The sequence below is a fragment of the Arthrobacter sp. BC5 genome, assembly GCF_056680255.1.
The window spans coordinates 1,123,682-1,143,956 of the sequence record NZ_CM155273.1 but is presented as its reverse complement, the minus strand read 5'-3'; the positions used below and the strand labels follow the sequence as shown (position 1 = coordinate 1,143,956).

At 68.5% G+C, this 20,275-nt stretch carries 17 protein-coding genes and 1 tRNA gene; 3 read left to right on the top strand and 15 right to left on the bottom strand.

The window, feature by feature from the left end:
* Nucleotides 1-32 precede the first annotated feature (32 nt).
* From AC1MFI_RS05165 to AC1MFI_RS05140, 6 genes are read right to left on the bottom strand one after another with little or no spacing between them, the layout of a single operon-like run.
* The gene (locus AC1MFI_RS05165; protein ID WP_479820058.1) at nt 33-1,823 is read right to left on the bottom strand and encodes a protein kinase domain-containing protein; all 1,791 of its coding nucleotides are present in this window, start codon (nt 1,821-1,823) and stop codon (nt 33-35) included.
* On the bottom strand, nt 1,820-3,262 hold the full coding sequence (locus AC1MFI_RS05160) for a peptidoglycan D,D-transpeptidase FtsI family protein (RefSeq protein WP_479820057.1): 1,443 nt from the start codon (nt 3,260-3,262) through the stop codon (nt 1,820-1,822). The genes AC1MFI_RS05165 and AC1MFI_RS05160 overlap by 4 nt, the downstream gene beginning before the upstream one ends.
* Nucleotides 3,259-4,683 (bottom strand): FtsW/RodA/SpoVE family cell cycle protein, encoded by a 1,425-nt coding sequence (locus AC1MFI_RS05155; RefSeq protein WP_479820056.1) that lies wholly within the window; start codon nt 4,681-4,683, stop codon nt 3,259-3,261. Before AC1MFI_RS05155 ends, AC1MFI_RS05160 begins: the two co-directional genes overlap by 4 nt.
* Nucleotides 4,676-6,265 carry a PP2C family protein-serine/threonine phosphatase gene (locus tag AC1MFI_RS05150; RefSeq protein ID WP_479820787.1) on the bottom strand — a complete coding sequence of 530 codons (1,590 nt, stop codon included), beginning with the start codon at nt 6,263-6,265 and terminating at the stop codon, nt 4,676-4,678. The genes AC1MFI_RS05155 and AC1MFI_RS05150 overlap by 8 nt, the downstream gene beginning before the upstream one ends.
* A 44-nt stretch (nt 6,266-6,309) precedes the next feature.
* Entirely contained in the window at nt 6,310-6,798 is a 489-nt protein-coding gene (locus AC1MFI_RS05145; protein ID WP_479820055.1) for an FHA domain-containing protein FhaB/FipA, read from the bottom strand.
* Nucleotides 6,795-7,535, bottom strand: coding sequence for an FhaA domain-containing protein (locus AC1MFI_RS05140; protein ID WP_479820054.1), 741 nt, complete (start codon nt 7,533-7,535; stop codon nt 6,795-6,797). The genes AC1MFI_RS05145 and AC1MFI_RS05140 overlap by 4 nt, the downstream gene beginning before the upstream one ends.
* 318 nt (nt 7,536-7,853) lie before the next feature.
* On the opposite strand from AC1MFI_RS05140, the gene AC1MFI_RS05135 reads away from it, so the two are divergent.
* Nucleotides 7,854-7,936: transfer RNA gene (locus AC1MFI_RS05135), tRNA-Leu, on the top strand.
* A 59-nt stretch (nt 7,937-7,995) separates the two neighbouring features.
* Here AC1MFI_RS05135 and AC1MFI_RS05130 read toward each other — a convergent pair.
* From AC1MFI_RS05130 to AC1MFI_RS05115, 4 genes are all read right to left on the bottom strand, one after another.
* Nucleotides 7,996-11,415, bottom strand: coding sequence for an error-prone DNA polymerase (locus tag AC1MFI_RS05130; RefSeq protein WP_479820053.1), 3,420 nt, complete (start codon nt 11,413-11,415; stop codon nt 7,996-7,998).
* Between the two features lie 60 nt (nt 11,416-11,475).
* Nucleotides 11,476-13,083 (bottom strand): DNA polymerase Y family protein, encoded by a 1,608-nt coding sequence (locus AC1MFI_RS05125; protein ID WP_479820052.1) that lies wholly within the window; start codon nt 13,081-13,083, stop codon nt 11,476-11,478.
* Nucleotides 13,080-13,922 carry a hypothetical protein gene (locus AC1MFI_RS05120; RefSeq protein ID WP_479820051.1) on the bottom strand — a complete coding sequence of 281 codons (843 nt, stop codon included), beginning with the start codon at nt 13,920-13,922 and terminating at the stop codon, nt 13,080-13,082. Before AC1MFI_RS05120 ends, AC1MFI_RS05125 begins: the two co-directional genes overlap by 4 nt.
* Before the next feature lie 195 nt (nt 13,923-14,117).
* Entirely contained in the window at nt 14,118-14,510 is a 393-nt protein-coding gene (locus AC1MFI_RS05115; protein ID WP_479820050.1) for a DUF5997 family protein, read from the bottom strand.
* Nucleotides 14,511-14,565: 55 nt separating this feature from the next.
* Between AC1MFI_RS05115 and AC1MFI_RS05110 the strand changes: the two genes are divergently transcribed.
* Nucleotides 14,566-15,273: a LysR family substrate-binding domain-containing protein gene (locus AC1MFI_RS05110; protein ID WP_479820049.1), complete on the top strand. Its 708-nt coding sequence runs from the start codon at nt 14,566-14,568 to the stop codon at nt 15,271-15,273.
* Nucleotides 15,274-15,362: 89 nt separating this feature from the next.
* Here AC1MFI_RS05110 and budC read toward each other — a convergent pair whose 3' ends face one another.
* The 4 genes from budC to AC1MFI_RS05090 all read right to left on the bottom strand — a co-directional run bounded on the left by budC (nt 15,363) and on the right by AC1MFI_RS05090 (nt 18,432).
* Nucleotides 15,363-16,118, bottom strand: a complete 756-nt coding sequence (gene budC, locus AC1MFI_RS05105; RefSeq protein ID WP_479820048.1) for a meso-2,3-butanediol dehydrogenase — start codon at nt 16,116-16,118, stop codon at nt 15,363-15,365.
* An 8-nt stretch (nt 16,119-16,126) separates the two neighbouring features.
* On the bottom strand, nt 16,127-16,321 hold the full coding sequence (locus tag AC1MFI_RS05100; protein ID WP_479820047.1) for a hypothetical protein: 195 nt from the start codon (nt 16,319-16,321) through the stop codon (nt 16,127-16,129).
* 158 nt (nt 16,322-16,479) lie between these two features.
* Nucleotides 16,480-17,880, bottom strand: a complete 1,401-nt coding sequence (locus AC1MFI_RS05095) for a GntP family permease (protein ID WP_479820046.1) — start codon at nt 17,878-17,880, stop codon at nt 16,480-16,482.
* Nucleotides 17,881-17,913: 33 nt separating this feature from the next.
* Nucleotides 17,914-18,432 carry a gluconokinase gene (locus AC1MFI_RS05090; protein WP_479820045.1) on the bottom strand — a complete coding sequence of 173 codons (519 nt, stop codon included), beginning with the start codon at nt 18,430-18,432 and terminating at the stop codon, nt 17,914-17,916.
* 160 nt (nt 18,433-18,592) lie between these two features.
* Between AC1MFI_RS05090 and AC1MFI_RS05085 the strand changes: the two genes are divergently transcribed.
* Entirely contained in the window at nt 18,593-19,312 is a 720-nt protein-coding gene (locus tag AC1MFI_RS05085) for a FadR/GntR family transcriptional regulator (protein WP_479820044.1), read from the top strand.
* A gap of 20 nt (nt 19,313-19,332) precedes the next feature.
* On the opposite strand, the gene AC1MFI_RS05080 is transcribed toward AC1MFI_RS05085, so the two are convergent.
* Nucleotides 19,333-20,064: a GAF and ANTAR domain-containing protein gene (locus AC1MFI_RS05080; protein ID WP_479820043.1), complete on the bottom strand. Its 732-nt coding sequence runs from the start codon at nt 20,062-20,064 to the stop codon at nt 19,333-19,335.
* Nucleotides 20,065-20,275: the final 211 nt, after the last annotated feature.

Sequence of the window (20,275 nt, the reverse complement as noted above, 5' to 3'; positions counted from 1 at the left end):
CGTGCCCTTCCGGCGCCGACTGCCTGTCCGGATCATGGTCCGGTGGTCGCCGTCGGCGACGGAGTCGGGCTTGTCGGGGCGGTAGGCGCTGCCGGGCTCGTGGAGGCGGGGGGCGCTGGAGGACCGGTCGAGACGACGTACCCGACGTTCGACCCGGCGGGCAGGACGGTTCCCGCCCCCGGATTCACGAGCAGCACGGTTCCGGGGGGCTGCTGCGATGTCTGCGTGCCGGTGTTGACGGGCACGAGACCCAGATCGACGAGGATGCCTTCGACCTCCGCGGCGTCGCGCCCCTGCAGGCCGGCGGGCACGGTGACCTGCTCGGGACCGCTCGACGACGTGACGGTGATGGTCTCGCCGGGACTCAGGCTGCCCACCGGGTCCACGCCGATGACGTAACCGGCGGCGATGTCGGCGGACGGTTCCCGCTGTGTCTCCACCCGGAAGCCCAGGGCACCGAGTTCCGCGGCGACCTCCGCTTCGGGACGGCCCAGGTACTGGCTCGGGGTGATCACCACCTCCTCGGCCTCGGTGGTGCTCGGCGAGGGTGACGGGCTCGCCGACGTGGTCGACGGAGAGGGTGCTGGCGTGCGGGACCGGGAGGGCGTGGCGGCGGCAGAGGTGCTCGTCTCGACCGGCACGGTCTCCGGATCGTCTCCGGCCAGCAGCGGCTGGAGGATCAGGAAGGCGATCGCCGCCAGGGCGAGGAGGAGCAGCACGATGAGCGGGAGGAGCCACGGACTCCGCCGGTTCTCCTCCTCGGGGCGGTAGGGCCGGCCCGGCTCCACGGCGTCGATGTCCTCCTGGGACCAGTCCCTGGACGCGGCCAGACCCGCCGCGCCACCGGCGGCCGCAGGCGCCGCGACCGTCGGCAGTGCGGAGGTCGTCGGCGCGGGAACCGCCGTCGTCGCCTGCGTGTCCTGGCGCGGAACGGCCGCCGTTGCGACGTCCGCACCCGCGCCGAAAGCGAGCATCCCGGGAACAGCGGCCTCGGCCGCACGGATGTTGCCGGCACGGATGGCATCCACGGCACGGGCGAGGGACTCGGCATCGCGTGGCCGGTCCGCAGGATCCTTGGCGAGCATCGAGCTGATCAGAGCCCGCACGGGGCGCGGGATGGACTCCGGCAGGGGTGGAGGCGCGTCGTTGACCTGCGCGAGGGCGATCGCGATCTGGGACTCGCCGGAGAACGGCCGGCGGCCGGCAAGGAGCTCGTACCCGATGACGCCCAGGGCGTAGATGTCGGAGGAACCCGTGGCGGGCTGTCCCGTCGCCTGCTCGGGCGCGAGGTACTGGGCGGTGCCCATGACCTGGCCCGTGGCCGTCAGCGGTACCTGGTCCGCGAGCCGCGCGATCCCGAAGTCGGTGATCTTGACCCGTCCGTCCGGCATCACGAGGATATTGCCGGGCTTCACGTCGCGGTGCACGAGTCCCTGCCGGTGCGCCACCGCGAGGGCGGTGGCGGTCTGGCCCACGATCGAGAGCGTGCGGTCGGGAGAGAGGACCTGCTCCTTCTCGATCACGGCCGACAGCGGCTGGCCGGGAACGAGTTCCATGACGAGATACGCCGAGCCTCCCTCCTCGCCGTAGTCGAACACGTTGGCGATGCCCTCATGGTTGAGCAGCGCCGTGTGGCGCGCTTCCGCCCGGAAGCGGTTGAGGAACGCGGGATCGCCCGAGTACTCCTCCTTGAGGATCTTGATGGCGACGACGCGGCCGAGGATCTGGTCCCGTGCCTTCCATACTTCACCCATACCGCCGATGGCGATCCGCTCGGTCAGTTCGAACCTGCCGCCCAGGGTGATGCCTGATGTGGGCCTCATCTGTTCAACACCGCCTCTATGAGTCTCTTGGCACTGGGTGAGGTCAACTGCTGACCAGTGGGGATGTCCACGTTCTCCATCACGATCGATACCGCTACCTGTGGGTCGTCCGCGGGCGCGAAGCCCGTGAACCACGCGTTGTCCCCTGTCTCGGTGACCTCCGCGGTTCCTGTCTTGCCGGCGACCTCGACGCCCGGGATACGGGCGCCGGTCGCCGTGCCGTTCTCCACCACGTTGACCATCCAGTCGGTGAGCTGGTCCGCGGTCGCCTGGCTGATCGACTGGCGGAGCACTTCCGGCTGGGGCGACTCGATCAGCTCGAGGTCGGCCGCACGGATCGCCTTGACGAGCTGCGGCTTCATCTGCTGCCCGTCGTTGGCGATCGCCGAGGCCACCATGGCCATCTGGAGCGGAGTGACCTTGGTGTCGAACTGCCCGACGGCGGACTGCGCCAGTTCGGGTTCCGTCAGGTCCGAGGGGAACGTGCTCGCGACGACCCGGGTGGGGATGGTCAGCTTCTCCCCGAAGCCGAACTTCGCGGCCTGGTCCTGGATGGCTTCCTCGCCGAGGTCCAGCGCGATCTGGGCGAAGGGCGTGTTGCAGGACTGCTCGAGGGCGAACTCCAGGTCCGCCGTCGTCCTGCTCGCGCAGCCGCCCGTGACGAAGTTCGGCAGGGCGTAGTCGATGCCGGGGAACTCGAGTGCGGGCGGGTTGGGGATCTCCGACTGCGCATCGTAGTTCCCGGACTCCAGGGCTGCGGCCGCATCGATGAGCTTGAACACCGAACCAGGGGACACGAGGGACTCCGTGGCGGGGTTGGTGTAGATCGAGAGCCCGGGCTGCTCGGAGAGGACGGCCGCGTTCTCGGAGATCACGGCGGTGTCGTGGCCGGAGAGGAGATTCGGGTCATAGGTGGGCTTGGAGACCATGGCGAGGATGTTGCCGGTGCCGGGCTCCATGGCGACGATCGAACCGCGCTGCCCGTCGGGGATCAGGTCCGATGCCAGCTTCTGGATCTCGGGGTCGATCGTCAGTTCGACCGAAGCTCCCTCGGAGTCGACGCCGGAGAACAGGCGGACCACCCGGTCGTAGAACAGGGAGCTGCTGGTGCCGGCGAGGATGTCCGACTCCGCGGCCTCGAGCTGCGTGGATCCCAGCGACAGGGAGTAATAGCCGGTGAGGTGGGCGTACAGCTCGGGTTCGTTGTACACGCGCTGGAAGTTGAACTGATCCTCCGACGGCACGGACTCGGCGATGGCGCGGCCGTCCACGAGGATGGCACCTCGCTGCCGGCCGAAGTCCTGGTACAGCTGGCGGCTGTTCCAGTCGTTCTCGTTGAGCTCCTGCGCCTGGAAGAACTGCACGTAGGTCAAGGCGCCGAGGACGAGGGCGAACATGCCGATGGCGACGACCCATGCACTGCGGATGGCCTGGTTCATCGGTTCGCCTCCTTCGTCGTCCTCTTCTTTACGGGCTTTCCGTTCACGCCGATCGCCTCGGGGAAGGAGTCATTCATGGGCGCCGACGGTGCCGGCCGCCGCGCAGCCTCCGAGATCAGCAGGATCAACGCCACAATGAGCCAGTTTGCCAGCAGGGAAGACCCGCCGGCGGACATGAAGGGTGTGGTGAGCCCTGTGAGGGGAATCAGGCGCGTGATGCCACCGATCACCACGAAGCACTGCAGGGCGATGGTGAACGAGAGACCACAGGCGAGCAGCTTCCCGAAACCGTCCTTCGTGCCCAGGGCTGCGCGGATGCCGCGGGACACGAGGATCACATAGAGCATCACGATGGCGACGACGCCGATGAGGCCGAGTTCCTCACCGAGGGCCGCGATGATCATGTCGCTGTTCGCGTACGTGACGAGGTCCGGCCGCCCTTCGCCCAGTCCGGTGCCTATCAGTCCGCCGTTGGCCAGGCCGAAGAGTCCCTGCACCACCTGCGCACTGCCGCCGGGTGCCCGGTTGTAGACCTCCGGCGCGAAGGCGTTGATCCAGGAGTCGAACCGCAGGGCGACGTGGCTGAACAGCTCGAGCGCGACGAAGACACCGACGCCGATCATGGCCAGGCCGATCAGGACCCAGCTCACCCGGCTCGTGGCCACGTAGATCATGACCATGAAGAGGCCGAAGAACAGGATCGACGAACCGAGGTCCCGCTGGAAGATCAGTACCCCGATGCTTACCAGCCACGCCGCTGCCATGGGGGCGAGATCCCGGAATCGCGGGAGCTGCAGGGGCCCGATCTTCTTGCCGGCCAGGAGGATCAGGTCGCGGTTGGTCGATAGATAACCCGCGAAGAATATGGCGAGGGTGATCTTCGCGATCTCGCCCGGCTGGAAGGTCCCGAAACCCACCGAGATCCAGATCCGCGCTCCGTTGATCTCGAGACCGAGCGGCGTCAGCGGCAGCAGGAGCAGGACGGCGCTGACGATCAGGGAGATGTAGGTGAACCGGCGCAGGATCCGGTGGTCCCGGAAGAGGATCAGCAGCAGTGCCGCCGCTCCCATCGCCACGGCCGTCCAGAGGACCTGCTGCGGAGCGACAGGAGTGAAGTCAGGGTTCATGCTGGCGGCGGACAGGTCCAGGCGATGGATCATCGCCAGGCCGATCCCGTTCAGTGCGATGACGATCGGAAGTATCACCGGATCGGCATATTTTGCTCGGAACCGCAGGATGACGTGGAGGAAGAGACCCATCAGGCCGAGTGTGAGCGCCTGTGACCAGAAGTAGTCGGTGAACGCCCCTTCCCGTCCGGTGCCTGCCAGGTAGTTGGCGCCGACGGCGACGCCGAGGGCGAGCACCAGCAGGGCGAGCTCGACGTTGCGCCGGGACCGGGGAACGGTCAGAACATCACTCACTGGCTGCACCTCCACAGTCGACGGCGGGGGACGAGGGATCCGTGCCGGGCGAGGCCGACGCACCGGGCGGCACCGGAGCAGCCGGTCCGGCAGAGGCGCTCGGACCCGGTGGGGCCGATCCTGCCGGGGACGGTTCTCCGCTGACGGACGTGGTGGGGGTCGGTTGCGGCACAGGAGAAGCACCGGGGCTACCGGTGATGCCCGGCAGGCCGGACACACCCGGAGAGGGCGAGGCCGTCGCTGAGGTCGCAGGCCCGCAGGCAATGGCGCGCAATTCGCTGCGGAGATCACCGACGATGCGCTGTGCTTCCTCGAGGCTCGCTGCCGGAAGGGTGTTCGACACCTGGGACCGCTGGTACTGGGGGAGGTTGGAGACGGGGATGTCCGTGGTCTCGTAGGTCTCGCTGAGGCTGATGGGTCCGATCCGCTGCGGTACGCCCTTGTAGATCGCGACGCGGTTGTCCGCTTCCGCCACGTAGTAGCGCGTCTGGGTCCACGTGTAGCCGAGGCCGATGACCGCGACCAGGATCAGGCTCATGAGCGAGAGGAACGCGGGGACGAGCCACCGCCGCTTCCGTGATGCCGCGGGCTCCTCCGTGTCACCCGCCTCGGTCTCGGCCTTGTGGGTCAGCATCATCGCCGCGCGGCGTTCGGAGGAGCGCTGCGTCACGATCGGGATCTGGCCGGTCTCGGTGGCGAGGGCTGCTGATCCCACGAGCACATGGGGCCTCGTCAGCAGGTCCTGGCGGATGATGTCCGCGCGGATGGCCGTGCCGGGGAGGCTTGCGTCGTCGTCGGTCCCTGCAGGCGCGGCACCTGCCGTACCCGAGTGACTCTCGCGTTCACCTGCCGCTTGCCGCGCCGGCGGGATCGAGGCGGGTGGAGGTGTGTCGGCGTCGTCGGCTTCGGTGACCTCGACCACGGCGATCGTGATGTTGTCGGGTGACCCGCCCGCGAGGGTCAGCTCGACGAGCGTGTCGACGCACGCCCGGATGTCCTTCGTCTCGCGCATGACCTGTTCCACGATGCGGTCGTTGAGGACGGCGTTCAGGCCGTCGGAGCACAGCAGCCAACGTTCCCGGGGCTCTGCGTCGAACTGCTCGAGGTCCAGCTCCGGGCTTGCATCGACATCGCCCAGCACCCGCATCAGGACGTTCTTGTGCGGATGGATCTCCGCTTCCTCCGGTCTGAGCCGCCCTTCGTCGATGAGTCGCTGGACGAAGGTGTGGTCGGTGGTGATCTGCTCGAAGACGCCGTTCTTCAGGCGGTAGGCACGCGAGTCGCCGATATGGGCGAGCTGCAGCCTGTCTCCGTCCAGCAGGATCGCCGTCACGGTGGTGCCCATGCCCGCCAGTTGCGGATTGGTGGACACGAGTTCGGAGAGCAGGGAGTTGGCGGTCTGGATCTCGTCGGCGAGGTGTGTCCCCGCGTGGCCGTCATGCCTGTTGTGGTCGAGGTGGATCAGGTCCAGGACCGTGGAAGCAGAGGCGACATTGCCGCCCGCATGCCCGCCCATGCCGTCGGCGACGACGGCGAGGTATCGGCCCACGTAGGCGGAGTCGTCATTCTTCGCACGCACCATGCCCACGTCGGAGCGGGCGGCGAACCTCAGCGCGAGCGGCACCCCTACGGCCTCAATTCGATGACCGTCTTACCGATCCGGATGGGGACGCCCGGCTCGACGGGCAGGGCACGCGTGAGCTGGGTGCCCGCGAGGTAGGTGCCGTTGGTGGACCCGAGATCCTCGATGAACCAGCGGCTGCCCTGGGGGAACAGTCGGGCATGCCGACCGGAGGCGTAATCGTCCTCGAGTACCAGGGTCGCCTCCTGGGCGCGGCCGAGGAGGATCGGGCTCGCGGCGAGGTCCAGGGTCGTCCCGCTGAGGGGGCCCTCCGTGACGACCAGCCGGCTGGCGGAGACACGTACGGGTGCGGGTTCCTCGCGAAGGTCGGGGTTCTTCCGGATGTCCCGGGCCGTGGGGGTGCCGACCTTGTTGCGCCGGCCGACCACCAGGTCCCGACGCAGGGCCCCGACCGTGCTGAGGACGAGGACCCACAGCAGGATCAGGAAACCGAAGCGCAGGAGCGTCACGGTCAGTTCTCCGGCCTCGCTCATCGCTGGACTCCGCCTTCCTGCGTGGGCACGAGGCGGAAGGTCAGCCGCGATCGCCCCATGGTGATCGTCGAGCCGTCCGTGAGTTCCGCCTGCCCGTTCACGCGCTGCCCGTTGACGTAGCTGCCGTTGGTGGAGCCGAGGTCGACGGCGTAGATCCGGCCCCCCTGGGCGCGGATCTCGAGGTGGCGCCGGGACACGCCGGTGTCGTCGACGAGGATGTCGGCCTCCGAGGAGCGCCCGAGGACGATGGACCCGGAGTTGATGGAGTAGCGCCGGCCGTCGATCTCGAGGATCGGCTGGTAGCGCGTGGGCTGGCGGCGTGGTGCGACCGGCGCGGCGGGGCCTGCGGGGCGACGGACAGCGGCCTGCTTCTCGATCGACGAATCGATCTCGAAGACACCTGCCCTGAGATCGGGATCGTGTTCGAAGGAGACACGGACCGGTCCCTGCAGGCTGTACTGCTGACTGTTCACGTGCGCGATGACGACGTCGCACAGCTCTTCGGCGAGGGCTGACCCCCACTGCTGGGCGAGTTCGAAATCGGAGTCGGACAGGCGTGTCGTGAAGACGTTGGGGGCGAGGGTGCGGCCCTGCGACAGGACGAGTGATCGGTTGTCCAGCTCCTTGCGGAGGGCGCTGGCGATCTCCAGGGGCTGCACCTGGGAACGCGAGCCCGTGGTGAAGGCTCCCCGGACCAGCTTTTCGAGTCCGCGCTCCACGTTGTCGAGAATGCCCATCGTCCGCCTCCTCCCCTTGTCGCACTGTGGTTTCGGGCCCCGGCAGCAGTGGGCTGCGGGGCTTCTCCCGGTCCTGGGGACGGCGATGTCCAGCCGGGCATGTTCCCTTCGATACTACTGGGAGGCTCTGGTAATGGGCTCCACGTGGGCGCCCGGAGGGTTGCTTTGTCCTAACGATCCCGGCGGGCTGCGGAGTTGCCCGCACGCGTCATGGGCCGTGGTCCCGGCGCTGTTTAGGTAATTGCGGCCCGGCTCGGCTATGCTTGTCTCTGCTGTTCACAACACCTGCGCCTGGCGCAGGAGTTGGATTCTCGAAATGCGCGAGTGGCGGAACGGCAGACGCGCTGGCTTCAGGTGCCAGTATCCGAAAGGGTGTGGGGGTTCAAATCCCCCCTCGCGCACGCTGCAGGACATGAAAGGGCTCCCACCCGGTGGGGGCCCTTTCGTATGTCCGGACCTTTCAGCGGAAGTCACGTGATTTGGTGGTGGCCTTGAGCTGCAGGACCTCGATGCGGTCCGCGACGAGGTTGACGATCCCCTCGGGGGATCGCTCGAGGACGCCCCTCACGATCACGCTGCCTGCTTCCCGTGCCACTCGGCGGTAGTGCTGCCAGACCCCCACCGAGCAGATGACGTTCACCAGCCCCGTCTCGTCCTCGAGGTTCATGAAGGTGATGCCGCTCGCCGTCGCAGGCCTCTGCCGGTGCGTGACGACTCCCGCCACCTCGATCCGGCGGCCGTTCTCGGCCGTCTTCAGCTGCGCCGCTGTCAGGGCACCGCGGCGTTTCAGCCTGCCCCTGGCATGGCGCACCGGATGGTCGTCCGGCGTGATGCCGGTCGACCACAGGTCGGAGCCCACCTTGTCGATGTCCGAGAGCTCGGGCATCAAGGGAGGCTGGATGTAGACGGCGGTCCCCTTGATCTGGCCTTCGCGTTCGGTCGATGCGGGCCCGGCGTTCCAGAGAGCCTCGCGGCGGCTCAGGCCCATCGAGTCGAAAGCACCTGACGCCGCGAGGGCCTCGAGCTGCCCCGCGTTGACGCCCGTACGTCGCGCGAGGTCCGGCATGTCCTCGTAGGGCCCGTTGCGCTCCCGCTCCGTGACGATCCTCTCTGCCAGCTTCACCCCCACGGATTCCACGCTCGCCAGTCCGAGCCTCACCGCATAATTTCCATCACGGCGGTGGGGTGTGGAATCGAACGGTGTGTCCTGGTCGAAGGAGCCGACAGGAGGCTGCTCGTCCTCGGTGCAGCAGTCCGTCCCGGTGGTGCGCGCGCGGGGATCGGCGGGAGGGGCATAACCTTCGAGCGGCTCGAGGTCGGCATGCACGCCGGAGTGCAGGATGTCGGGTCGCAGGACGACGGCGCCATGCCGCCGGGCGTCCGCCACGAGGGTCTGCGGCGAGTAGAACCCCATGGGCTGGGCGCGCAGGAGTGAGGCGAGGAATGCACCGGGATAGTGCAGGCGCAGCCACGCGCTGACGTAGACCAGCAGGGCGAAGCTGATCGAGTGGCTCTCCGCGAAGCCGAAGTTCGCGAAGGCATGGATCTTGTCGTAGATGGTGTCGGCCACGTCGCCGGTGATGCCGTTGGCCTCCATCCCCTCGTACAGCTTGGCCTTCAGCGAATCGATCCGCTCCTCGCCCCGCTTGGATCCCATGGCCCGGCGCAGCAGGTCGGCATCCGCTCCGGTGCAGCCGCCCACGACCATGGCCATCTGCATGAGCTGTTCCTGGAAGAGCGGAACGCCGAGGGTCCGCTCGAGGACCGGCTTGAGGTCGGGATGGAGGTACCGGACCTCCTCCTCGCCCATCTTCCGCTTGATGTAGGGGTGGACCGCGCCGCCCTGAATGGGCCCGGGACGCACGAGGGCGACCTCGATGACGAGATCGTAGAACTGGCGGGGCTGCAGGCGGGGGAGCATGCCCATCTGGGCACGGCTCTCCACCTGGAAGACCCCCACCGAATCGGCGAAGCACAGCATGTCGTACACGCCCTGCTCCTCCTTGGGGATGGTGTGCAGCTCCCACTTCTCCCCGAAGTGCCGGTCCACGAGGTCGAAGTTGTACTGGATGGCTGCGAGGATGCCGAGGCCCAGCAGGTCGAACTTCACGAGTCCCATCCAGGCGCAGTCGTCCTTGTCCCACTGGAGGACCGTCCTGCCGTCCATACGTCCATGCTCGATAGGGCATACTTCACCCACGGGCCGGTCGGTCAGCACCATCCCTCCCGAATGGATGCCGAGGTGGCGGGGGAACTTCAGGACCTCCTGGGCGAGGCCGACCACCGCTTCCGGGATGTCGTGGTCGTCGCTCGAGACGAGACCGCCCCACCGCTCGATCTGCCTGGACCACGCGTCCTGCTGTCCCGGACTGTGGCCCAGGGCCTTGGCCATGTCCCGGACGGCGAACTTGGGGCGATAGGTGATGACGTTGGCCACCTGGGCGGCGTTGAACCGCCCGTACTTCCGGTAGACGTACTGGATGACCTCCTCACGGCGGTCCGAGTCGAAATCCACGTCGATGTCCGGCTCCTCGTCACGCATGCTCGAGAGGAACCGCTCGAAAGGAAGCTGGTACTTGATGGAGTCCACGGCGGTGATCTCCAGCAGATAGCAGACCGCCGAATTGGCAGCCGAGCCCCGGCCCTGGCACAGGATGCCGTTGCGTCGCGCATAGTGCACGAGGTCGTGGACGATCAGGAAGTATCCCGGGAAGTTCTTGCTCTCGATGACCTCCAGTTCGCGCTCGATACGCTCGCGGACATCGGTCCGGTTCCCGTAGAGCTTGTCGGCGCCCTGCCAGACGAGCTCCCGGAGGTAGCTCATCTGAGTGTGGCCCTCCGGCAGGTCGATGTTCGGCAGCCCGGGCCGAACGCTGCGCAGCGTGAAGGAGAGATCGGCGGCGATATCGACCGTGCGCTCCACCGCTCCGGGGTAGCCCCTGAACCGTCTCGCCATCTCGGCACCGCTGCGCAGGTGGGCGGCACCGGCCGCGGGGAGCCAGCCATCCATCTGGTCCAGGCTCCTGCGGGCCCGTACCGCGGCAAGGGCTGCGGCGAGCCTGTGCTGCTGGGGGGTCGCATAGTGCACGTTGTTGGTTGCCACGGTGGGAAGCTTCAGGCGGGACGCGACGGCGGCCAGGGCGTCATTGTGCGCCGTGTCCAGGGGATTGCCCTGGTCGACGAGTTCGACGGCGACCGAATCCCGGCCGAACAGCTCGACGAGCTTCCGGAGTTCGGCCTCGGCCGCGGGTTCACCGTCCGCGACGAGCGCCGAACGCACCGACCCCTTCCTGCAGCCCGAGAGGACCATCCACTGGCCAGCTGCGTGCCCGGCGAGGCGCTCGAGGTCGTAGCGGGGCTTCCCCTTCTCGGCGGCGGCATCGAGCTGTGCCTCGGTGATGGCCGTGGACAGGCGGTGGTAGCCCGCCGATCCGCGGGCGAGGACCAGGAGGTGCTGCCCCTCCGGATCCGCCTCGCCGTTCTGCGGCTTCGACAGCCCGAGGGACAGTTCCGTGCCGTAGAGGGTGGAGAACCCGGGAAATTTCTCGGCAGCTTCAGCGAAGTGCACCGCGCCGTACAGCCCGTCATGGTCGGTGAGGGCCATGCCGGTCAGGCCGAGCCGCCGGGCCTCCTCGGCAAGGTGTTCGGGACTGGACGCGCCGTCGAGGAAGCTGAAGTTGGAGTGCACATGCAGTTCCGCGTACGGCACCACCGGGCCCTCGGGGGCCGCAACCTCGGCAGGAGCAGTGTAGGGCCGGCGCTTCCGGGACCAGGCGGGGCTGTCACCGCCGTCCGCTCCGAGGGGTGGTGCGCCGGGTCGGGTGGTGGAGAGGGTCCGTTCGAAGTCCGACCATGGAATAGGTGGATTGTTCCAGCCCATGGCGTCCCTCCCTGTCCTGGATGTCCTGCGGTTGTCGGTGGTGCCGGCATGCCCGTGCCGTCAGTCGTAGCCGGCTTCCACCCACCACGCGTGGTCCTCGAGCAGCAGCAGCCATGCGGATCCTGACTGGTCCACCAGCTGGAAGCGGTTGAGCACCCGACCCTTCGGGTCCCACCAGCGCTCGTTGATGGGCCAGGGGCCCGCCCAGGAGTGCACGGGCCGCCGGCCGTCGTCGGGCCCCGCGCTGAAGAAGGCGGGATCGGCGCTCAGGTGGCCGCGGGGATCGACGTCCACCGGGTTGCCGCGGGAATCGACGACGACGGCGGGTACGGGATCGGCGAACACCGTGGCCGGTGCCGGGCCGGGCAGGCGGCCGGGCCAGGGCTGGGCGCGGTCCTTCACGGGGACCGTGGAGGGTGAGGACGGGGTGTCCCCCCACGGGATGAAGACTCGGCGGTCCGCCAGGAGCCGCCCGCCGGCGATGACCGCGGTGAGCACGGCTCCGTGGCCCAGCATGCTCTGCACGCGGGCCAACCCGTGGTGGATGCCTTCGTCCGGTCCCGTTCCCCACAGTCCGTCCGCGTGGTCGCCGAGGTCCTCGACGACGTCGGGCACGACATGGACACGCGTGATGCCGGAGGTCAGGCCGTGATCGGATGCGGCGGTGCCCTGGAGCTGCCAGCGCACGCGGTCCACGACGTCGTCCGCATCGAACCAGCGCGGATGCTGCCAGCGGCGCTCGGACACCTCACCGGACTCCGTGTGGAGCGAGACGTGCAGCGCCGTACACACCAGCCCCGCCCCGCGCAGTGCGTCGACGAATGCGTCCGCCCGAGTACGGAAGGCGAACGCGAGCTGGTCGATGCGCGCGAGGGGCGGCTCGAAATCGGCGATGGTGTCGAGGTGGGGTGGCGGTTTCCGTGCGACGACGCTCCGGTGGTCGAGGCCGCTCGCCTGGCGGTGGGCGAGGGCCCCCTCGATCCCGAAGCGGTTGCGGACGTCGGAGGCCTTGAGTGCCGCGAAGTCACCGAGGGAGCGGATGCCGAGGCGCTTGAGCAGCACGGTGAGCTTCGGCTGTTCGAGGACTTCCAGGGGGTAGCTGCCGAGGAACCACGGCGAGCCGGTCGGGGGGATGACGACCAGCGGATCGGCGTCGTCGTCCAGCTGGTCGGTGGCCTTGGCCGCCTGCTCGGCGGCGAACGGACCGTCCGCGATACCGATCCGCACGTCGGTGAGCCCGATGGCGGCGAGAACCTGGAACACGACGTCCGCTGCCTTGCCCTCGCTGCCGTAGTAGCGCGAGGGTCCCTTGACCCTGAGGGCACACAGTCCCGGGCGGAGGACCTGGACGCCGGGCATGATGGTCTCCACGGCCGCGGTCACGGGCTCGAAGGTCCGCTCGTCGAGCGAGGGATCGTAGGGACGGCATACGAGGCCCGTGCTGCGGGCCTGGGCCTCCCGGATGCGCAGGCCCCGTTTCACGCCGTCCTGGCGGGCTGCGGGAGAACAGGCGAAGACCTCACCACGGTCCACGAGGACGAGGGCCGCGTCGGTGGGCAGCGAATACTCCCGCAGTGCTGCCGTGATGGGCCAGTCCGGAAACCAGAGCATCATGGTCCGTGTTGCCGGTGCCGTGCCTGTGGCTGCTGCGGGCAGGGGTGATGTCATGAGGACTTCATCAGCCGGGGTTCGAACAGGGTGCCGGACGTGGAACCGGACGCAGAAGCAGAGGGAGTACCGGGGATGCCGTCGGGTCCCTGCGGTACCCCGGTGTCCTGAACCACGGTTCCCCCTGCGGTGGCGCCCTGCAGGTCCGCCAGTCCCACATAGGCATGGCGGAGCCGTCCGGAGGGCTGCGTGGCGGTGATCTTCATGCGGCGCGACCTCAGATGGCCGTTTCCCGAGCCGAGGCCCTCCCAGGCACTCTCGGCCACACCGAGCGTGGAATCGCTCTGCTTCCAGGCACCGAGGGTGATCAGGGCCGCACCCCGCTGGCGCAGCCGTGCCTTGAGCCGCGCCCATTCGGTGGGCGCCAGGTGTTCGGGGGTGCGGGTCAGGATGATCGGGACCACGTCCACGAGGGCGGCCGTGACGGTGAGCCACTGGGACCCGGGATCGGGGACCAGGACGAGGCGCTCGAGATTGATGCCGAAGCCCTGTGCCGCTTCGACGCTGAAGTCCGGCATGCCGATCACGCTGCACCATGTGCCTGTCGCCGAAGGAGCGGCCAGCAGGGCCATGGCGAGGGTGGTGGAGTTACGGACGGAGTAGGAGCCGCCGGACTGGAGGCCGCCGCCGGGCAGGATCCGCGCGAGGGCCGGAACCGTGGGCAGCAGGCGGGAGTCGAGCTTGCCGGCCTGCATGCTGTTGATGCGCGCCTGGAGGCCGAGTGCGACGTCGGCTGCGGAGGTTCCGCGGCGGCCGGCAGGTTCCGGGCGGGACGCGTCCTCGAAGTCGGAGGAGGGCTCATCCCATTCGAGGGCATGGCCGGCAGCTGGAGGCGTCACCTCCTAATATTCGAATACGTGTTCGATTAAGTCAATCGGCGCGCCTCCGCTGAAAAAGGGCATAGCCATGGTAGGGGCAATGCCGGATCGGGGTGCGCGCGGCCATGTCAGGGCCGTCATGCCAGGAAGCACGTCGGGAGTTGGGCGTTCCGTCGGGAGACGGGCGGGTGCGGGCAGCAATCCTGCCCGGGTGGGTCAGGCGTCGGACGGCTTGCGTGAGGCGTCGCGTTCCTTGACCCGTGCGGCTTCCGCACGGACGGCGGCCTGGGTGGACCGCTCCGCGACCAGCCAGGCGGGCGGATCCTGCAGCAGGGCGGTGATCTGCTCGCTCGTCAGGGGGTCCGTGATACCCCCGCGGGCCAGTCCGCTGATGGAGATCCCGAGCTTCTGCGCGACGACGGGACGCGGGTGCGGACCCGTGCGGCGCAGCTCGGCGAGCCATTCCGGAGGGCTCTGCTGCAGTTCGTTGAACTCGGCCCGCGTCAGCTCGGTCTCCTGGAAGTCCTCGGGAGCGGCGGGCAGGTAGATTCCCAGCTTCTTGGCCGCGGTGGCCGGCTTCAGGGTCTGGGGGGTTTTCGCGGGAGTCATGGTTCCAGCTTAACGGGCCGCCTCGACGGTCGGCGTCAGGCGCTACTGTGATCAGGTGCCCACCGACCAGCCCCGTACCCTGTCCGTGGGCTTCGTGCCGGGTGTGACACCGGGCAAGTGGGTGTCGAGGTGGCGCGAACGACACCCGGAGGCACCCCTCGAGCTCCACCAGCACGACGACGACGCCCTGGCGGCCCTCAGGGAGGGCTCCGACGACGTCGTCTTCGTCCGGCTGCCCGTGGACCGCGCCGGGCTCCACCTGATCCCCCTCTATGAGGAGCAGCCCGTGGTGGTGGTGTCGCGGGACAACGAGCTGTCGCTCTATGACGACGTCCCGGTCGAGGAACTCGAGGGCGAGACCCTGCTCGACGTCGCGGAATGCGGCGGGCCGAAGACGGCCATGGAGGTCGCGGCATCCGGTGCGGGCGTCGTCGTCCTGCCCATGTCGCTCGCACGCCTGCATGCGCGCAAGGACGCGGTGCACCGACCCGTCCCGGGCCTGCCGACGACGACCATCGGTATCGCCTGGCGCGTGGAGGACGAGTCCGGCGACGTCGAGGAGTTCATCGGCATCGTGCGCGGGAGGACGGCCCAGAGCTCCCGGCAGCCCTCGCAGCGCGAGGCGCCGAAGAAGACGGCGTCGCAGAAGGCGGCCGCGAAGAAGGCCGGCGCCGGTGGAGGCGGCAAGGAGCAGAAGGGCGGCAGGAAGCCGCCGTCGGGCCGGCAGGCCCGCCCCTCAGGAACCCGGGGGAAGCGGCGCTGACCTCCGCGCCCGGCACGCACGGTCAGGAGGGAGGGACGGACCGCCCGGCCCGGGACGTGCGCTCGCGGCGCTGCTCCCGCGGTGCCGCCTCAGGCCTGCGCCGGCTGCCCGTTGCTCGCCATCGTCCCGCCGTCCACGGGAAGGACGACGCCGGTGATGAAGCGAGCGTCGTCGCTGGCCAGGAAGGTGATGGCGGCGGCGACCTCCTCCGGCAGTCCGCCGCGCCCGAGGGCGATGCGCCGGGCGAATTCCTCGGAGATCCCGTGCGCCTCGCCGTCGTCGCTCGTGAGCTCGGTCCAGATGAATCCGGGGGCGACGGCGTTCACCCGTACGCCGTCCTTGCCGTGGTCCAGGGCGACGGCGCGCGTGAAGTTGCTGACCCCGCCCTTGGCCGCGTTGTAGGCGCTCATGTGCCAGTCCCCGGCCAGGCCGGAGACCGAGGAGACGTTGACGATGCACCCCTTGCTCTGCAGCAGGTGTCCGAGGGCCGCCTTGGTGCTGTAGAAGACGCCGGAGAGATCGGTCTCGATGACGCGGTGCCAGTCCTCCACGCTGGTGCCCTGCGTGATGGTGCCCGCGTTGTTGACGAGGACGTCGAGGCGCCCGTACCGCTCGACGGTTTCCTGCACCATCGCCGCCACCTGCCCGACGTCGGATGAGTCCGCCGGCACCGCCGTCGCCCGTCCTTCCGGCAGGGATGCGACGACGTCGTCGATCTTGCCTGCGACGGAGTCCGTGAGGACCACCTTCGCCCCCTCGGCGACGAAGCGCCGCGCCGTCGCCTCACCGATGCCGGAACCGGCGCCGGTCACGACGACGACCCTGCCCTCGAATCGTTGCTCCATGCCGCGGCTCAGTCCGGGGTCTCGGACTGCAGGGCGATGAACTGCCAGTCGTCGTCACCGAGACGATCCGCCCCTGACGGTCCGCCTGCCTCCGACACGGCTTCCCGTACGTGGCCGGGTAGTTCCTCGGCACCGTCGTGTGCGCGGAGCCATTCCTTCGTCTCGATGTCCACGCGGGTCCACCACTGTTCTATGGGGTCCATTCCACACTCCTTCCGGTCCTCCCACCGTGGCACCGAGCCTCCCGGCCCGCAACGGCCGCATCGGATCACCGCGGCGGCGCCGGACCTGCTACCGGACGCCGGAAGACCCGCCCCGCCTGCGCGGGACGGGCCTTCCTGGGTGGTTCCGGTGCCGCTGGTCAGCCGAGGGACGCGAGGGCGAAGACGGCGGCCGCGATGCCGAAGCCCATGAGGCCGATCGTCGTCTCCATGACCGTCCAGGTCTTGAGGGTGGTCTTGACGTCCATGTTGAAGAAACGGCCCACGAGCCAGAAGCCGGAGTCGTTGACGTGGCTGGCCACCACCGATCCGCCGGCGACGGCGACGACGAGCGCGGCGACCTGAAGTGCGTTGTAGTCGCCGGCGAGGATCGCCGGGGAGATGAGGCCGGCAGCGGTGGTCAGCGCCACCGTGGCCGAGCCCTGGGCGATCCGGAGGATCGCCGCGATGAGGAAGCCCGCGAGGATCAGGGGGATGCCGAGGTCCCCCAGGACGTCGGCGAGGGCGTCGCCGATACCGCTGGTGCGCAGGACACCACCGAACATGCCGCCCGCGCCCGTGATGAGGATGACCGAGCAGACCGGGCCGAGCGCGGATTCCAGTGTGCTCTCCAACACCGTCTTGTCGATGCCGCGCCGGCGCCCGAGGACGTAGGACGCCACGAGGAGCGAGATCAGCAGGGCAACGGGTGTCTCTCCGAGGGTCCTGAGCAGTTGGAACCAGGCCTGGTCGGTGAGGCCCTCGTCCACGGCGCCCGACCTGGCGACGGTGTTGAGTCCGGTGTTGAGGAAGATCAGCACGAGGGGGAGCAGCAGGATCCCGACGACGGTGCCGAACCTGGGCGGGTTGGCCTCGGCGTGTTCGTCGGCCGTACCGAGCAGCTCGGGGACGGGCAGGACGTATTTCCTGCCGGACCACAACCCGTACAGGTAGGAGGTCACGTACCAGGTGGGGATGGCGGCGAGAAGGCCCACCATGATGACGATGCCGACGTTCGCACCGAAGAATTCCGACGCCGCGACGGGACCGGGGTGCGGGGGGACGAAGATATGCATGACGGAGAATGCTCCGGCTGCGGGGAGGCCGTAGCGCAGGACGCCACCGCCCAGGCGCCGGGCGACGGAGAAGACCACGGGCAGCATGACCACGAGTCCGGCGTCGAAGAAGATCGGGAAGCCGAAGATCAGGGATGCGATACCGAGGGCGAAAGGAGCCCGCTTCTCGCCGAAGGCCCGGATGAGGTGGTCCGCGAGCACCTTCGCGCCGCCACTGGTCTCCACCAGCCGGCCGAGCATGGCGCCGAGCCCGACCAGGAGGGCCACGGCGCCGAGGGTGGATCCGAAGCTGCTGACCAGGACGGTCACGATCTGCGACGTCGGAATGCCGGTGGCGAAGGCCGTGGCCAGGCTGATGATGATCAGGGAGACGAACGCATGGACGCGCAGTTTGATGATCAGGAACAGCAGGGCGAGGATGGCCGCTGCGGCGATCAGGAGGAGCGGACCGGCGGTGAGGCTCTGGGTCCATCCTTCGAGTGTCATGTTTTCTCCGTTGAAAGTTGCAGGGTGGTGGGACTAGCTGCGGTGCAGGCCGAGCCGGTCGATGACGAGGTCCGTGACCTGATCGGGCGTGCCGGTGTTCTCGATCCTGATGCCCTGCTCGTCGGACTCCAGCGGTTCGAGAGTGCTGATCTGGGACGGCAGGAGCGATTCCGGCATGAAGTGCCCGCTGCGGGTCTTCATGCGATCGAGGATGAGATCGGTGTCGCCGAGCAGGTGGACGAACCGGACCCGGCCCTCGGCCTGCGTGAGGATGTCACGGTAGGAGCGCTTCAGGGCCGAGCAGGTGACGACCGTGCTGCGGTCGGCCTGTGCCTGGGCCGTCATCCAGTCCCGCATGGACTCCAGCCATGGCCAGCGGTCCTCGTCCGTGAGCGGCGTCCCTGCGGTCATCCTGGCGATGTTGGCCGCGGGGTGGAAATCATCGGCCTCGGCGAACACCCAGCCGAGCCGCTCGGTGAGCCGGGTGGCGATGGTGGTCTTGCCGGATCCGGAGATTCCCATGACGACCACATGGCAGGGTTGTGCATCCATGCTGACTCCCTTGTCGATGCTGTGCGGCAGGTCACGATGATCCTGATGTCGAGTAAAGGTAGCACCTTTCAGGAATCAAAGGTAGTACCTTTGCGGACCGGACGGATCGATCTATGGTTGGGTGACCGGCTCGACGGCCGGGAGCCCACCGAGGAGGACGATGGCGTCGCATCTGGTTCCGGCGGGAACACCCACCGAATCTGCAACTCTGTTCCACACGCGCATCATCGACGCGCTCGGCCAGGACATCGCGGACGGGGTACTGCCGGCGGGTACCCGCCTGACGATCGAGGGACTGCAGCAGCAGTTCGGCGTCTCGCGCACGGTCGTCCGCGACTGCATGCGCGTGCTGGAGGCCATGAACCTGATCGTGCCCAAGCGCCGGATCGGGCTCGTGGTGCAGGGGCCGGAGAGGTGGAACGTCTATGACGCGCGCGTCATCCGGTGGCGGCTCAACGGGCCGGGACGAGCGGACCAGTTCCGATCCCTGACACACCTGCGCCGCGCCGTCGAACCCGTGGCCGCCGCGCTCGCGGCCCGCCATGCCTCGCCCGCCCAGCGGCTGCGGATCGTCGAACTCGGGCAGGACCTGCGGCGCCTGGGTGAGGCGGGTGAGCTCGAGCAGTTCCTGGGGGTGGATATCGAGTTCCACACGCTCATCCTCGAGGCCAGCGGCAACGAGATGTTCCTCGCCCTGCGCGGAGTGATCGCCGAGGTGCTCTCCGGCAGGACCTATCAGGGTCTCATGCCGCACAATCCGAAGGAACATGCGCTCCGTACGCACCAGCAGGTGGCCTCCGCCATCAGCGAGGGCGACCCCGTCACGGCCGAGTCCTGCATGGAATCGCTCCTGGCCGAGGTCAGCAGCGCCATCGACTAGCGATTCTGCCCCTGCGGGCGTCAGAGATCGAAATGCGTCTCGGGCTCGGCCTGGCCGATCGATCCGACGATGGAGGCCGCGATGTCCCGAACCTTCTGGTTGCGGCTGCTGGAGACGGACTTCAGGATGGTGAAGGCCTCCATCTGGCTGCAGCGGTTCTGCGCCATGATGATGCCGATCGCGATGTCGATCGCGGTGCGGGACTGCATCGCGGTCCTGAAATTGCCGATCGATTCGCTGTGCTGGGCCAGCCGGACGGCGAGCATCAGGGCCCTGGAGGTCTGGGCCACGAAGGTCTCGGCGGTGGCGATGTCCTCGGGGCCGAAGGCACCCGGCTGCAACGAATAGACGTTGAGCGCGGCACGGGCACCGGCCTCGAGGGTGAAGGGGACCGCCAGGATGGAGCGGACACCGTGCGCGGCGACGTCGGCGAGGTAGCCGCTCCAGCGTTCGTCGGTCGTCGTGTCTGCGACGTGCACCGAGCGCTGCTCCTCGCACGCAGTGAGGCACGGCCCTTCGGTGAAGTACTGCAGTTCGTCGAGCTTCGTCGCGGCTTCGTTGCTGCTGGCGACCGTGCCGGCGCGTTTGCTCCGCAGGAGGGTGATGCCGCAGAGCGTCTCCCCGGACTGCGGGAACAGTCGGGAGGCTGCGAAGCGGGCGAGTTCCGTGAGGAACTCCTCGACTCCATCGGTGTCGAGAAGGAGGTCCTGGAGGTAGTCGGTGGTGGACTGCCCCGTAGCCTGGTCGGCCATGTGTACTGGTCCTGTTTCGTTCAGCCGCCGAGCCACGTGTGCATCGCGCCGTTCGGGCGTCCGGACCGTGGTCCGCAACCGATGCACGAACCCAGGGAGTTCGTGATCGGCCGTCTGCTAGACCGTTAGTCAGCCTACAGACTACAAGAGGCGATCCCGCAGGGCCTGCCCGACCGGTTCCCGCAGGGAGCCGATCGAGCAGGGAACTGCC